We start from the raw sequence: 14,605 nt of genomic DNA, 5'->3' as shown, positions 1-14,605 counted from the left end.
AAATTTTCCCTTTGTCTGTGACGACGCCCAAATCCCTGGCGATCTGGGTTGGCGGCGTCGAGGAAGAGGCCGGAATGCAGCGGGGACCCGCGAGACTTCGCCGCATCCAGTAGCCCCGGTGGAAAATATATTCAATCGATTATTTTCGAGTGAATAATTTCAATCGGTTAGAAACATTGGGATTTACGTAAACGTCAAAGTTTGTAAGCCGACTTGCGAGGTTACGCAATGAGTATGGAGATCAGAAGGCTATTTCCAGGCGATGACGCCGTTGTGATACTGGCATCAAATCTCCCCCTCGAGGGGGAGATGTCGCCAAAGGCGACAGAGGGGTCCCCTTGCGTGAAGCGCTGGCGCCATCTGTGCCGCGCCCGGTCGAACCAACCCCCCTCTGCCTGCCGTCCATCTCCCCCTCGAGGGGGGAGATCGATCGTCGCGCCGGTTTCGCCAGTAACCAGCGATGCAGGAGGGTGGCGAACCTAGGCCTAAGCACGCGCCTGCTGCGCTTCTGGCGCCGTCTTCATCTTCCGCCGCTCCGCCCAATCCTCCAGCCAGTCATGGCTTTGCATCTCGATCAGGCGCGATGCCGTGCGTTCGAATTCGAAGACCTCGACGCCGCGCCTTGCGAGATAAAGCTGCGACGGCGGAGCCTCTGCACTCATCACCAGCCGCACATGATGGTCATAAAGCGTGTCGATCAACAGGATGAAGCGCTTGGCCTCGTTGCGCTTGCCTTCGCCTAGCACTGGGACATGATCGACGAAGATGGTCGAAAAGCGCCCGGCGATCGCCAGGTAGTCGCGTGCCCCATGCGGCTTTTCACAGAGATCGGCGAAGGAGAACCGCGCCACGTCGCCGGCGGCGCGCGGCACGACCACTTGCCGGCCTTTGAGGGCAAGTGACGTCTGGCCCTCTGGCACTCCGCGCGTCATGGCTTGCCAAGCCTCGTCGAGTATCTGGTCGGCCGCCGCATCGGCCGGCGTGACATAGACCGGTGTGCGGGCGAGTTTTTCCAGCCGGTAGTCCTTGTCGGCGTCGAGCGAGAGCACCTGTGCATGCCGCTGCAGAATGCCGATGAAAGGCAGGAAAAGCTGGCGGTTCAGCCCATCTCTATAAAGATCTTCCGGCGCCACGTTCGAGGTGGCGACCAGCACCACGCCGCTGGCAAACAGCGCCGAAAACAGCCGCGACAGGATCATCGCATCGGCAATGTCGGTAACCGAGAACTCGTCGAAGCACAGCACCCAGGCCTGCTCGGCGAGCGCCTTGGCCACGGGCGGGATCGGATCGTCTTCCCTGACGTCGCCATTCTTGCGCGCCTGCCGGTGCTTCTGGATACGATCCTGCACATCGGCCATGAAGTCGTTGAAATGGACGCGGCGCTTGCGCCGCACCGGCAGCAGGTCGAAGAACATATCCATCAGCATGGTCTTGCCGCGGCCGACGCCGCCATGGATGTAGAGGCCTTTGACGGCCTCATGCGTCTCGCGCTTGCGGGCAAACAGCCAGCCCAGCGCGCTGGACTTGTGTGCCAGTCGCTTGGCCGAAATCTCGTCGGTCAGCCGGTCCAGCGCGGCAGTGATCCGCTCCTGCGCCGGATCGCGGCCGATCGCACCGGTTTCCACCAGATGGTCGTAGCGCTGCCTGACGGTCGCATGGGTCTGGAGGCCGTCACGCAGATGCATTGGTCACGTCATTTGTTTTTATGCATGTCGCTGTCCCAAAACGGGGCCACTTCTGGGCGAAATGCATTCGGAAGGGCTAGCCTATCTTGTAAGCGAAATCGGCTGGCCGTTCGAAGTCTGGCCGTCGAATTTCGAGCCGCCCGAGGAATAGAGCCGCGCCAGCGCGCCGCCATTCTCGTCATAGAGCGTCAGCTGCTTGCCGGCGACGTTCCACGACTTGATGCCGTCGATCGGTGCCGGGCAATGCAGCGGCCCGGCGCGGAAGCCGGCGCCGAATTTGGTCTGCGGCGTCGCCACCTTGCAGCTCTGGCCCGAAACGTTGGCATTCCAGACACCCGCGACACTGGCGGCGTTGAGGTCCGAAGCGCCGGCCGGTGCCGTGCCGTCCGGCGGCAGCGAGGCGACCTGCGTGTTCGCCGGCGCGGTCGGGAATTGCGACGGGTCCGTGGTGCCGGGCGACGCCGGCGGCGGCAACTGGTTCGCGGTCACCTTGCCGGCGGGCGCGGCCTCCAGCGGTGCCGGCTGCTGATCATCCATCGACGAGAAACGTGACGTCGAACAGCCGCTCGCAACGAGCGCGGCCAGCGATACGGCCACCAGACCGGTTTTCGAAAAAGTCATTCCAACCTCCGTCGGATCCGGCTGGGGGAAGCCGTCCGCACAATCTCACCTCCACCAAGATGGAGAAGGTGGCGAAATTTCAACCCGATATGGTTAAAATACGGTTTGCGGCAAGATTTGTTGCAAATTTATCGCAATCGCGATGGCACGGGCCACTTGTCGCGCATCGCCCTGAGGTCCCGGTCGACACCGTGCCGCCCCTCCCCTGCCATTCGGCGGTCAAATGCTTGCGCAAGCAGGCACAGCGCCTATGTCAGGGAGACGAAACCTGCTGGAGCCGCAAAATTGGCTGCGAGAAAGAAAGCCGCCAATCGCTATTATAGCGGCCCGCCCAGCGATCATTTCGACGGCACCCTGTTCTTCAATCCCGACGGCCAGCTGCCCGGCCGTTTCGCCGACCTGCTGAAATGGCAGTTGAATGGCAAGCGCTCGAAATGGCCGGCGACGAATCCAAGCCCCTTTCCGCAGGCAAAGCCGGCCGCGAAGGTCGAAGGCGCGGCGCTGAACGTAACGATGGTGGGCCATTCCACCTTGCTGATCCAGACGGCCGGTCTGAACATCCTGACCGACCCGGTCTGGTCGCAGCGTGCGTCGCCGCTTTTCTTCGCCGGACCAAAACGCATCAATCCGCCAGGCATCGCCTTCGCCGACCTGCCGCCGATCGACCTCGTGCTGGTCAGCCACAACCATTACGACCATCTCGACCTCGCCACGCTGAAGCGGCTGAAGGCCGGCCACGACCCACTGGTGCTTACCCCGCTCGGCAACGACACCCTGATCGGCCATGCGATTCCCGGCATGCGGCTGTCGGCGCATGATTGGGGCGACAGGGTGGAGGTCGGCAACGGCGTCGCCGTCCATGTCGAGACGGTGCACCACTGGTCGGCGCGCGGCGCCCGCGACCGGCGCATGGCGCTGTGGGCCGGCTTCGTCGTCGAAACGCCTGATAGCAAGCTCTATTTCGCCGGAGACACCGGCTTCCACGATGGCATCAACTACCGGCAGATGGCCGGGAAACATGGCGGTTTCCGCTTCGCCATCCTGCCGATCGGTGCCTATGAGCCGCGCTGGTTCATGGCGCCTCAGCACCAGAATCCGGGGGAAGCGGTGCAAGGCATGACGCTGTGCAACGCCGCTTTCGCCGCCGGCTGCCACTGGGGCACCTTTCAGCTCACCGACGAACCGATCGACGAACCGGCGCGGAAATTGACCGAGGCGCTTGACGATCAAGGCATCCCACGAGGGCGCTTTCGCGCCTTGCGGCCCGGCGAGGTCTGGAGCGTGCCCGAGATCGGGCGCGGCTGACATCTGCATTGGGCATTTACGGACCGATCATTTTCGCGGATGGTCCGCCTAACGGGCAGAGGGGGAATTTCAGATGAAATCGATCATGGCAATTCTGATGGCGCTGGCGTTTTCGACGCCATGCGCTTTCGCAGGCGAAATCACCGATCGCGCCACCGAGGCCGAAAAACTGCTGCAGTCGGGTCATGGCGCCGGCGCGCTGGACAAATTCCGCGGCGCCGAGGAAGCCCTTTGGCAAGCGATGCCGCTGGCCGTCCAGAACGTCAAACAGGTCGATTCCGCAAGCGGTTTCGGCATCTACAGCGAGCGTGCCAATCGCATCTACAAACCCGGCGAGAAGATCGTGCTCTATATGGAGCCTGTTGGCTATGGCTACGGCTCGGACGGTCTCGGCAACAGCATGATCGCGCTTTCCGTCGACATCACCGTCGTTTCCGCGACCGGCGAGACTCTCGGCACGAGTGAGAAGGTCGGCCGTGTCCAGGTCGCCTCCCGCTCACACAACCGCGAACTGTTCTTCAAGCTGGACCTGTCCCTCGACGGCTTGCCGCCCGGCAAATACCGATGCGACTTTCTCATGCATGACGAGAATTCGAACAAGACGGCGCCCTTCACCACCGATATCGAGATCGCCGGCTAGGTCGGTCAACCGGCAGCGGCCTCGCAAGCCGACGGGAACCCAAGCGCGGCAGCCGCGTTTTTCATACGGTTTCAAAATCTGTCGGCTTGCGAGGCATTCCCATGCTCAAATGGATCGTCATTTTGCTGATCGTCGCCGCGGCGGCGAGCTTGCTCGGCATGCCGGCGCTGGCAGGTGCTGCCGCCACCGGGGCGCGCATCCTCATCGGCATCGTTCTGATCATCTTCCTGCTGATGGTACTTGGCATTTTCGCGGTGACGTAAAGCGGCTCCGCACTGGTAATTCCTGCCCGTTTCCGCCATATAGCGGCAATCGGACACGGAACTTTCGGAGCAATGGCCAGCACTGCCCCTTTCGCCAAGATGAACGGCATCGGCAACGAGATCATCGTTGCCGACATGCGTGGCCGTACCGATCGGGTGACGGCGGCCGCGGCAATCGCGCTGAACGCCGATGCCGCGACAAGATTCGACCAGATCATGGCGATCCACGACGCCAGGACGCCGGGCACCGCCTTTTTCATCGACATATTGAATTCCGACGGAACCGGCGCGCAGGCCTGCGGCAACGGCATGCGCTGCGTCGTCCAGGCGCTCGCCGCCGAGACCGGCCAGAAGACTTTCACCTTCGAGACCGTCGCCGGCATTCTCAACGCGCGCGAACATGCCGATGGCTCGATCTCGGTCGACATGGGCATACCGCGCTTCGGCTGGCAGGACATTCCGCTGGCCGAGGAATTCCATGATACCCGCAAGATCGAGCTGCAGATCGGCCCGATCGACGCACCGGTGCTGCATTCACCCTCTGTCGTCTCGATGGGCAACCCGCACGCCATCTTCTGGGTCGACCGCGACGTCTGGTCCTACGAGCTCGACCGCTTCGGCCCGCTGCTCGAGAACCATCCGATGTTTCCCGAACGCGCCAACATCACCATCGCTCAGATCACTTCGCCCGAAACCATGATCATCCGCACATGGGAACGTGGCGCCGGCCTGACCAAGGCCTGTGGCTCGGCCTCCTGCGCCGCGGTGGTCGCAGCCGCCCGCACCAATCGGACCGGCCGCAGCGTCAGCCTGTTGACCCCTGGCGGCGGCACGCTGCATGTGGAATGGCGCGGCGATGACCACGTCATCCTCACCGGCGCGGCCGAATGGGAATTTTCCGGCAGCTTCGATCCGGCGACCGGAACATGGGCTCGCGACACCGAAAGCGCGGCCTGATGTCCGCTCTGTCCAAGAGCCCGGTGTCCAGGGGCATCGATGTGGTGACCTTCGGCTGCCGGCTGAACACCTATGAATCCGAAGTGATGCGGCGCGAGGCTGAAACCGCCGGCCTCGGCGCGCTGGAAGGCGGCGCCGTGATCTTCAACACCTGCGCCGTCACCGGCGAGGCGGTGCGCCAGGCCAAACAGGCGATCCGCAAGGCGCGCCGCGACAACCCGCAAACCCGCATCATCGTCACCGGCTGCGCCGCGCAAACCGAGCCTGAAAAATTCGCCGCAATGGAGGAGGTCGATCTCGTGCTCGGCAACGAGGAGAAGCTGGCGGCGAACTCCTATCGCGCGCTGCCGGATTTCGGCGTCAACGACACCGAGAAGGCGCGCGTCAACGACATCTTTTCGGTGCGCGAAACCGCCAGCCACATGGTCGACGCCATCGAGGGCCGTGCACGCGCCTTCGTCCAGGTGCAGAACGGCTGCGACCACCGCTGCACCTTCTGCATCATCCCTTACGGCCGCGGCAATTCACGCTCGGTGCCGATGGGCGCCGTGGTCGAGCAGGTCAAGCGGCTCGCCGGAAACGGCTATGCCGAGATCGTGCTGACCGGTGTCGACATGACCGGTTTTGGCGCCGACCTGCCGGGCGCCCCGAAGCTCGGCAGACTGGTAAAAACCATCTTCAGGCAGGTGCCCGACGTGAAGCGCCTGCGGCTGTCCTCCATCGATTCGATCGAGGCCGACGACGATCTGCTCGACGCCATCGCCACCGAACCCAGGCTGATGCCCCATCTGCATCTGTCGCTGCAGTCGGGTGACGACATGATCCTGAAGCGCATGAAGCGCCGGCATCTGCGCGATCAGTCGATCCGCTTCTGCGAGGACGTTCGCAAGCTGCGCCCCGGCATCGTGTTCGGCGCCGACATCATCGCCGGCTTCCCGACCGAGACCGACGAGATGTTCGAGAACTCGGAAAAAATCGTCGAGGAGTGTGGCTTGACTCACCTCCACGTCTTCCCGTTCAGCCCGCGCGAAGGCACGCCCGCCGCGCGCATGCCGCAGCTCCGCCGCGAATTGGTCAAGCAGCGCGCCGCCCGGCTGCGCGCCGCTGGTGATGCCGCGTATCGGCGCCATCTGTCGTCGCTTTCCGGAACCCGTCAGTCGATCCTGATCGAGCGCGACGGACTTGGCCGCACCGAAGGGTTTACGCTTGCCGCACTCGGCACGGGCGTGCCGGGTGAGATCGTCGAGGCCGATATATCAGGTCACGACGGTACCAGGCTGATCGCGACCCCACTTGCCGCCCGCGCGGCCTGAGAAACGCAAAGCATGGCTGGTTTTTTCAAGAAGATATTTTCGTTCGGCAAGAAAGAGGTGGTCGAGGAGCAGGTCGACGAGACCGCCCCGCTGCCGCCGATCAAGTGGGAAGCACTCGATGCGCTGAAGCCGGCGGCCGAGCAGGTCGTTCCGGAGTTTTTGAAGCGCGACGAGCTGGAGCCCGAGGCGGAAGCCGCGCCGACGCCGACAGTCGGGCCGGAGGTGATTCCAGCGCCGGAACCGGCGCCTGTCGAGAAACCGGTGCCCGAGTCGGCACCGACCATTCCGCCGGCACCGGAGCCTACCGTTCCGCCCGTGCCGGAACCCCTGCCGGAGCCCGAGCCGGAAGAAGAACCCGCGCCTGAGACACCCGCCGAGCCGCCGGCGCCCGAGGAAATACCAACGCCTCCCGCCGTTCCGGAGCCTGCTCCCAAACCGCGGCCGCAAGAGGTACCGCCACCCGCGCCGTCCGAGCCGGAGATCGTTCCGTCGCGCCCGGAAAAGCAACCGGAACCGGCCCCGGTCGAAGTGCCGGCCCCGCCGGTCGAGGTTCCAGCAGAGACACCAACTCCGATCGAGGTGCCGACACCGGCGCCGGCCCCTGCTCAGCCACCGTCAGAGGTCAGCGCAGCCCCTCATCCGCCTGCCGGCACCTTCTCCCCGTATGGAGACGGGGAGAAGGGAGATAGCGGTGACGCCACGCCTCCTCTTTCAGACTTCGAAGAAGGGCAGCGCAAACCTGCGCAAGACGTAGCTGAAGCTCCGTCGGCCGAGATCGTACCTCCCATTCGCCAGCCCGCGCCGATCGAATCGCAGCCGATCATCGCCGAGATTGCACCCGAACCGCAGGCCGTCCCGCAACCCGCGCCAAGATCCGTTCCCGCGCCCGGCAAGGTGACCGTTACCAGGAAAGTCGAGCAGAAGGCCGAGCCGCGGAAGGCGCCGGAACCGGCGCCGAGGCGTTCTTGGTTCCAGCGCATGAAGGACGGGCTTGCCCGTTCGTCCAAGGAACTGACCGGCAACATTGCCGGCGTCTTCACCAAGCGCAAGCTGGACGAGGAGACGCTGCAGGATCTGGAGGACGTGCTGATCCGTGCCGATCTCGGCATGGAAACCGCGCTGCGCGTCACCGATGCGCTGGCCGCCAGCCGCTACGGCAAGGATGTCTCCGACACCGAGGTTCGCGCCATCATGGCGGCGGAGGTGGAGAAGGTGCTGACCCACGTCGCCATGCCGCTGGAACTCGATCTTTCGCACAAGCCGCATGTCATCCTGGTGGTCGGCGTCAACGGCACCGGCAAGACCACGACCATCGGCAAGCTCGCGGCCAAGCTCACCGATGGCGGCCTGTCGGTGATGCTCGCCGCCGGCGACACGTTCCGCGCCGCAGCGATCGAGCAGTTGAAGATCTGGGGCGAGCGGACGAAATCGCCGGTCATCGCCTCCAAGATCGGCGCCGATGCCGCAGGGTTGGCCTACGACGCCTTCGAAAAGGCTAGGGAAGCCGGCTCCGACGTGCTGATCATCGACACCGCCGGCCGCCTGCAAAACAAGACCGAACTGATGGCCGAGCTCGAAAAGATCGTCCGCGTGCTCGGCAAGCTCGATCCGGAAGCGCCGCACACCGTGCTGCAAACGGTCGATGCCACCACCGGCCAGAACGCGCTCAACCAGGTCGAGATCTTCCGCAATGTCGCCGGCGTCAACGGCCTGGTGATGACCAAGCTGGACGGCACGGCGCGCGGCGGTATTCTGGTGGCGATCGCGGCAAAGCACAAATTGCCGGTCTATTTCATCGGCGTCGGCGAACAGGTCGACGACCTCGAACCCTTCTCGGCAAGCGAATTCGCCAGGGCGATTGCTGGAGTGGCGTAGCAAGCATGTCCCAAAAAGTTGCAGACTTTTTGGATCAGATCATGCGCAAGAAAGAGATTCCATGAACCCACCCATTCTCGAACGCGACCCGTCCGACCCGCAGAAACAAAAGAAGGAAGGCGTCAATCCGCTTCTCAAGCTGGTGCTGGAGTTGGGGCCGTTGATGGTGTTCTTCTTCGCCAATGCGCGCGGCCAATGGCTGGTGCAGAAATTCCCTGCTCTGGCCGAATTCGGCGGCCCGATCTTCGTCGCCACGGGCCTGTTCATGGCCGCCACGGCAATCGCGCTGATCGCCTCATGGCTGCTGATGCGCACCTTGCCGATCATGCCGATGGTGTCGGGCGTCGTCGTCTTCATCTTCGGCGCGCTGACGCTCTATCTGCAGGACGACATCTTCATCAAGATGAAGCCCACCATCGTCAACATGCTGTTCGGCGGCGTGCTGCTCGGCGGCCTTTATTTCGGCAAGTCGCTGCTTGGCTATGTCTTTGATTCGGCCTTCAGCCTCGATGCCGAAGGCTGGCGCAAGCTGACCTTCCGCTGGGGCCTGTTTTTCCTGTTCCTGGCCCTTGCCAATGAAGTGGTGTGGCGGAATTTTTCCACCGACGCCTGGGTTACCTTCAAGGTCTGGGGCATCATGCCGATCACGCTTCTGTTCACCTTCAGCCAGATGCCGCTGATCCTGCGCCATTCGCTCGAGGACAAGGCCGGGAAATAGAGCAACTCCAGGAAAAGTGTGAAGCGGTTTTCCGGGAAAAGCGCATAGCGCTTTCCCTTGGGAGTTGCGTCAAAACAAAGAGAAAGAGCGGTTCTGCGTTTTCGTGAAACGATGAACCGCTCAGGAAGGGCGATGGAATTCGTCACCACGCGCGATGAGCTGAGGACGATCTACAAGACGCCGCGGCCGACCGATGGCTCGATCCGCAAGGAATTGAAGGGGCTCGACGGCCATTGCCGTTCCTTCATCGGCAAGAGTCCGTTCGTGCTGATCGGCTCGTCCGACGGCGCCGGCAATGCCGACGTGACGCCGAAGGGCGACAAGCCTGGCTTCGCCGCCGCGCTCGACGACACGACCATCGCCATTCCGGACCGGCCCGGCAACAACCGGCTCGACACGCTTGAGAACATTCTCGTCAATCCCTCGGTCGAGCTGCTGTTCCTCATTCCCGGCATGAACGAGACGCTGCGCGTCAACGGCGAGGCCCGCATCACCGTGGACGGGGGCTTGCGCGAACGGCTTGCCGTCGATGGCAAGGAGCCGCAGAGCGTCGTCGTGGTCAGCGTCAAGGCCGCCTACATGCATTGCGCCAAGGCCTCCATGCGCTCGGACCTGTGGAAGTCGGAAACCTGGTACGACCGCGCGACGCTGCCGACGCTCGGCCAGATCCTGCGCGACCAGCTGGCACTTGCCGATTCGGTCGAGGCGACCGACCGCTGGCTGGACGACGGCTACAAGCAGACGATGTGGTAGGCTTTCGGGACGACGATTCGTCCTGAACGGTTCGATATCTTGCTGAACATCCTTGCCATTTCCGGCAGCCTGCGCGCGGCCTCCACCAATTCGGCGCTGATCGCCGCACTGGCGCGCAACGCGCCGCCAGGCTGTCGCGTCACCGCCTATGACGGACTTGGCCGTCTGCCGATCTTCAATCCCGACGATGAGGGCGAGCGGACACCGCTCGACGCCTCCGCGCTGATCGATGCCGTCACCCGAGCCGACGGCGTTATCGTCTCGTGTCCCGAATATGCCCACGGCGTGCCCGGCGGGCTGAAGAATGCGCTCGACTGGCTGGTCTCGCGCGACGCCGCCGTCGCCAAGCCGGCCATGCTGGCGCATGCCTCACTACGCTCGCTGTTCGCCCGCGCCGCCGAGATCATGCGCACCATGTCGTTCGCGCTTTGCGAGGAAATGCCGGAGATTGCCCTGCTCGGCAAGAAACCGCCGGAGGTTGAGGCCATCCTGGCTGAGCCGGCGAACCGGCAGGCGATGCATGATGCCGTTTCAGTCTTCGTGGAGTTCATCCGCTCGCGTTGACACTGGGCAGCCATCACCGCGCTTCGTCATCCTAGGGCGGAGCAAGGAGCGCAGCGACGCGGCGCAGACCCTAGGATGACGAAGGCGTGGGGCTGGGCCACCACGCCTTCGAACTACTTCTTCCCCCTCAGCGTCTCCACATCCGTCTTCCCGACATACCAATCGCGCGCGTTGACCTCCTCGAAGACCACCCAGACATCGTCGTTACCCAGTCCGGTGGCCTCCATGATGGCCGCCGTGACCTTCTTGGCGATATCCGCCTTCTTGCCCGCCGGATCGGCTGATATCACTTCCTTGACGATGCGGATGTTGACGAATGGCATTTTTGTCCTCCCAGGGATGTTCGTGCTCGCGAGCCGCTTCGACGAAACTATCGAACGGTCGCCATTGCTTTGTCTCAATAGGTCTTGGCGCCGTTGACCATCAGCCGCACCATGTAGAGCGAGGTGGTGCCGGCGATGTAGAGGTTATTCAGCTTGTTGCCGCCGAACACGCAATTGGCGGTGACTTCCGGCACCTTGACCTTGCCGATCAGCGTGCCGTCCGGATCGTAGCAATGGATGCCGTCGGCGGCACTGGTCCAGATGCGTCCGTCCTCGTCGAGCCGGAAGCCGTCGAACAGGCCGGCGGTGCAGTCGGCGAAGACCTTTTCGCCCGACACCTTCTTGCCGCCCTTGCCGACATTGAACACCCGCATATGCGCCGGGTTCTGCGCACCGTGCGTGCGGCCAGTGTCGACGACATAGAGCTTGCTCTCGTCGAGCGAGAAGGCCAGCCCATTGGGCCTGACCATGTCGGTGATGACGGCTTCGACCTCGCCGGTGCCGGGATCGACCCGGTAGACATGGCAGGCGCCGATTTCGCTCTCGGCCTTGTCGCCTTCATAGTCGGTGTCGATGCCGTAGCTCGGATCGGTGAACCAGATCGAGCCGTCCGACTTCACCACCACGTCGTTGGGCGAGTTCAGCCGTTTGCCCTTCCATTTGGCGGCGATGGTGGTGACCGAGCCGTCGAACTCGGTGCGGCTGACGCGGCGGCCGGAATGCTCGCAGGTGACCAGCCGGCCCTGCCGGTCGACAGTGTTGCCATTGGAATTGCCGGATGGCTGCCGGAAGACGCTGACATTGCCGTCGGTCTCGTCATAGCGCAGCATGCGGTTGTTGGGGATGTCGGACCAGACGACATAGCGGCCGGCGGCGAACCAGGCCGGTCCTTCCGCCCACTGGCATCCGGTGAACAGCTTCTCCACCTGCGCGTTGCCGTTGAACAGGCGCGCGAAGCGCGGATCGAGAATTTCATAATAGTCTGCGGCCGCCATACTTTCCTCCCGGCATCAGGTGAGATCGGATCAAGCCAGCCGGCGATCGATATGGCAAGATCGATCGATGAAATCGTCCGCGGTCTCCTGCACACGTGATCGAGGAATGCCGGGTTAATGGCTCTTAACCTGGGTTAAGCAGGGTTAAGCAGGGTTAACCTGGGTTAAGCGGGTTTAACCGGCTATGCGCCAGACGCAATGGTGCATTGCAACATCTTCTTTTTGCAATGCACCATTACTATGTCATGCTTCGTATCGATCAAGGGAGGAATAACGGCCGCGCAAATGCGGCGCCAAAAGGAACCTTGCTATGATCCTCGACAGTCTCATGACCCGCGCTCGCAACAGCATTGCCAAGCGCAAGCACTACAACCGCCTTGTCGCCGAAATCGACAGCTTTTCCAGCCGCGATCTGGCCGACATGCGCGCCGACCGCTCGGAAATGCTCTACCAGGTCCACAAGCAGATCTACGGCTGAGTAGTATTCGGTCGACCTATCACGTTCGTCATCCTTGGGCGTAGCGACGCGAAGCGGAGCGAAGACCCAAGGATCCATGCCGTGATTTTCGAGCACCACAACGGTGCAGAATTTGTTTTGCGATGACCCGTGATTTCGCGCTAAAAAGCGCGCGTTTCGGACCGCCGCATTTCCGGGCGAATGTCGCGGCATGGATCCTAGGGTCTTCGCCGCGTCGCCCCGCTCCTTGCTTCGCCCTAGGATGACGAAAGCGAGTGACCGTCAACCCGGCGCCGCCAGCGCCTTTTCAATCTGTGGCAGCAAGAGATCCCTCGCCGTCTCGGGTGTCAGCGGGCCGACATGCTTGTAGGCGATCTTGCCGTCCTTGCCGATGACGAAGGTTTCCGGCACGCCGTAGACACCCCAGTCGATCGCCGTACGGCCGGCTTCGTCGACCCCGATCGCCTGGAACGGGTTGCCGAGTTCGCCGAGGAACCGGCGGGCGTTTTCCGGCTGGTCCTTATAGTTCAACGCCGCCATGACAAAACGCTTGTCCTGAGACAGCGCCAAGAGCACCGGATGCTCTTCGCGGCACGGCGCGCACCACGACGCAAAGACATTGACCAGCGTGACCTTGCCGGCGAAGACTTTCGAATCGAGCCCCGGCAGGTTGCTGCCTTCGAGCGCCGGCAGGTTGGTCTGCGGCGCCGGCAGGCCGATCAGCGCCGACGGCACTTCCGAAACATCGCGCCCCGACAACAGCTGCGACAGGAACAGTCCCGCCAGGCCGAGGAAAATCAGCAGCGGCAAAAGCACGAACAGGCGGCGACGCGGCGGCGGCGTGTCCATTTCGGTGCTCATGACTTGACGGCCTTGTCGGAGCGACGCCGCACGCCGCCCGCTTCCAGCTCGGCGAGTTCGCGCTTGCGCGCCCGCTGGTCGAGCAGGATCCAGCCGATCAGCCCGATCAGCACCACGGCGGTGATGCCATAGGCGGCGGTCACGTAAAGTGCGTGCGCGGTCATTCGGCCTGCAGCTCCATCGACATCCTTCTTCCCAACCGGATCCTTCCGCTTCGCTCGATCATGCTTTCCCTTAACGGCGTGCTGGCGGCTTCGCAATCGGCTGCCGCGCCGCGGCTTCCGAACTTATGCGGTCGCCGGGCTGCCGCCCTTGATGTCGCGCAAACCGCGCCTGATGTCACTCAATCCGTGCCGTGGCGCAGCGCCAGCGCCGCCGAGACCGGGCCCAGCACGCCAAGAAACAGGGTCAGCGCGGCAAGAATGAGGAAGGGCTGCAGAAACGGATCGGGGTCGGCCGTCGCGCCATAGCTCGCCGAAACGCCGAAGATCAGCACCGGAATGGTCAGCGGCAGCACCAGCACCGAGATCAGCAGACCGCCACGCGGCAGCGCCACCGCCACCGCGGCACCGGCTGCACCGATGAAGGTGATTGCCGGCGTGCCGACCAGAAGGGTCAGCGCCGTGGCGCCGATGCCGAGCGGCTCCATGTTCATGAACAGGCCGAGCAAGGGCGCGGCGACGACCAGCGGCAAAACGCTGCCCGCCCAATGCGCCAGGCATTTCGTCAGCACCGTCAAGGCCAGCATGTGTCGGTCATTGCCGAGCACCAGGAGATCGAGCGAACCGTCCTCGCGGTCGGCCTGGAACAGCCGGTCGAGCCCAAGCAGGCAAGACAGCAGCGCGCCGATCCACAGGATCGCCGGCCCGATGCGGGCAAGCAGCTTGAGATCCGGCCCTACCCCGAACGGGATGGTGGCGATGACGGCGAGGAAAAAGATGACGCCGGTCAACGCGCCGCCGCCGGCACGGATGTTGAGCCGGATGTCGCGGAGGAAGAGCGCTAGCATTGGCGAACCGCCTCTGCAGGCTGACTACGCTGCCTCCAGAGGTAGCATTCCTTCACACCCCCCTCTGTCCTGCCGGACATCTCCCCCGCAGGGGGGGAGATTGGCAATTTCGATGATAGCGCCTTTCCTTCAACGTCGATGATTGGCGAAGGCCGGTATGACATCCAATCTCCCCCCTTGCGCAGGGCTGTCCGGGGAAATTTATTCATATATGAAGGCCATCTGATTGAGGGAGGATCGGTCTCTTGGTCGGCTCGGATTGACCG

Annotated in this window: 17 protein-coding genes; 10 read left to right on the top strand and 7 right to left on the bottom strand. The window is 63.3% G+C overall.

The genetic code is table 11. From position 1 onward, the window contains the following. Nucleotides 1-485: 485 nt before the first annotated feature. Together zapE and NKH02_RS15225 are read right to left on the bottom strand one after the other, a co-directional pair. Nucleotides 486-1,685, bottom strand: coding sequence for a cell division protein ZapE (gene zapE / locus NKH02_RS15230; RefSeq protein WP_352879788.1), 1,200 nt, complete (start codon nt 1,683-1,685; stop codon nt 486-488). Nucleotides 1,686-1,766: 81 nt separating this feature from the next. Beyond that, a complete protein-coding gene (locus NKH02_RS15225) occupies nt 1,767-2,306 on the bottom strand; it encodes a protease inhibitor Inh/omp19 family protein (protein ID WP_352866329.1) in 540 nt (179 codons plus the stop codon). A gap of 285 nt (nt 2,307-2,591) precedes the next feature. Here NKH02_RS15225 and NKH02_RS15220 point away from each other — a divergent pair, with 285 nt between their 5' ends. The 9 genes from NKH02_RS15220 to NKH02_RS15180 all read left to right on the top strand — a co-directional run bounded on the left by NKH02_RS15220 (nt 2,592) and on the right by NKH02_RS15180 (nt 10,694). Continuing rightward, on the top strand, nt 2,592-3,611 hold the full coding sequence (locus NKH02_RS15220) for an MBL fold metallo-hydrolase (protein ID WP_352879786.1): 1,020 nt from the start codon (nt 2,592-2,594) through the stop codon (nt 3,609-3,611). A gap of 73 nt (nt 3,612-3,684) precedes the next feature. Then, nucleotides 3,685-4,251 carry a hypothetical protein gene (locus NKH02_RS15215; RefSeq protein WP_352879784.1) on the top strand — a complete coding sequence of 189 codons (567 nt, stop codon included), beginning with the start codon at nt 3,685-3,687 and terminating at the stop codon, nt 4,249-4,251. 101 nt (nt 4,252-4,352) lie between these two features. Further along, entirely contained in the window at nt 4,353-4,514 is a 162-nt protein-coding gene (locus NKH02_RS15210; protein WP_128304269.1) for a DUF1328 family protein, read from the top strand. 72 nt (nt 4,515-4,586) lie between these two features. Next, nucleotides 4,587-5,471 (top strand): diaminopimelate epimerase, encoded by an 885-nt coding sequence (dapF, locus tag NKH02_RS15205; protein ID WP_352879782.1) that lies wholly within the window; start codon nt 4,587-4,589, stop codon nt 5,469-5,471. Then, nucleotides 5,471-6,784: a tRNA (N(6)-L-threonylcarbamoyladenosine(37)-C(2))-methylthiotransferase MtaB gene (gene mtaB, locus NKH02_RS15200; RefSeq protein ID WP_352879780.1), complete on the top strand. Its 1,314-nt coding sequence runs from the start codon at nt 5,471-5,473 to the stop codon at nt 6,782-6,784. The genes dapF and mtaB overlap by 1 nt, the downstream gene beginning before the upstream one ends. 12 nt (nt 6,785-6,796) lie before the next feature. Then, nucleotides 6,797-8,659, top strand: a complete 1,863-nt coding sequence (gene ftsY, locus NKH02_RS15195; protein WP_352879778.1) for a signal recognition particle-docking protein FtsY — start codon at nt 6,797-6,799, stop codon at nt 8,657-8,659. A gap of 61 nt (nt 8,660-8,720) precedes the next feature. After that, entirely contained in the window at nt 8,721-9,377 is a 657-nt protein-coding gene (locus NKH02_RS15190; RefSeq protein WP_352879776.1) for a septation protein A, read from the top strand. 132 nt (nt 9,378-9,509) lie between these two features. Beyond that, nucleotides 9,510-10,130, top strand: a complete 621-nt coding sequence (locus NKH02_RS15185) for a pyridoxamine 5'-phosphate oxidase family protein (RefSeq protein ID WP_352879774.1) — start codon at nt 9,510-9,512, stop codon at nt 10,128-10,130. A 39-nt stretch (nt 10,131-10,169) separates the two neighbouring features. After that, the gene (locus NKH02_RS15180) at nt 10,170-10,694 is read left to right on the top strand and encodes an NADPH-dependent FMN reductase (RefSeq protein WP_352879772.1); all 525 of its coding nucleotides are present in this window, start codon (nt 10,170-10,172) and stop codon (nt 10,692-10,694) included. A 113-nt stretch (nt 10,695-10,807) separates the two neighbouring features. Here NKH02_RS15180 and NKH02_RS15175 read toward each other — a convergent pair whose 3' ends face one another. Both NKH02_RS15175 and NKH02_RS15170 read right to left on the bottom strand, forming a co-directional pair. Beyond that, nucleotides 10,808-11,017: a tautomerase family protein gene (locus tag NKH02_RS15175; protein ID WP_352866351.1), complete on the bottom strand. Its 210-nt coding sequence runs from the start codon at nt 11,015-11,017 to the stop codon at nt 10,808-10,810. 74 nt (nt 11,018-11,091) lie between these two features. After that, the gene (locus tag NKH02_RS15170) at nt 11,092-12,012 is read right to left on the bottom strand and encodes an SMP-30/gluconolactonase/LRE family protein (protein ID WP_352879770.1); all 921 of its coding nucleotides are present in this window, start codon (nt 12,010-12,012) and stop codon (nt 11,092-11,094) included. A gap of 310 nt (nt 12,013-12,322) precedes the next feature. Between NKH02_RS15170 and NKH02_RS15165 the strand changes: the two genes are divergently transcribed. After that, nucleotides 12,323-12,490, top strand: coding sequence for a hypothetical protein (locus NKH02_RS15165; RefSeq protein WP_081738754.1), 168 nt, complete (start codon nt 12,323-12,325; stop codon nt 12,488-12,490). Nucleotides 12,491-12,751: 261 nt separating this feature from the next. On the opposite strand, the gene NKH02_RS15160 is transcribed toward NKH02_RS15165, so the two are convergent. The 3 genes from NKH02_RS15160 to ccmB form a co-directional block, all read right to left on the bottom strand. After that, nucleotides 12,752-13,330, bottom strand: coding sequence for a DsbE family thiol:disulfide interchange protein (locus NKH02_RS15160; RefSeq protein WP_352879768.1), 579 nt, complete (start codon nt 13,328-13,330; stop codon nt 12,752-12,754). After that, entirely contained in the window at nt 13,327-13,494 is a 168-nt protein-coding gene (gene ccmD, locus NKH02_RS15155) for a heme exporter protein CcmD (RefSeq protein ID WP_352879766.1), read from the bottom strand. Before ccmD ends, NKH02_RS15160 begins: the two co-directional genes overlap by 4 nt. Before the next feature lie 179 nt (nt 13,495-13,673). Then, on the bottom strand, nt 13,674-14,339 hold the full coding sequence (ccmB, locus tag NKH02_RS15150) for a heme exporter protein CcmB (protein ID WP_352879764.1): 666 nt from the start codon (nt 14,337-14,339) through the stop codon (nt 13,674-13,676). Nucleotides 14,340-14,605 lie beyond the last annotated feature (266 nt).

The sequence above is a fragment of the Mesorhizobium sp. M1396 genome (assembly GCF_040317725.1).
GTDB lineage: Bacteria > Pseudomonadota > Alphaproteobacteria > Rhizobiales > Rhizobiaceae > Mesorhizobium.
The sequence above is the reverse complement of the archived record's forward strand: the minus strand, read 5'-3'. Positions and strand labels throughout refer to the sequence as shown.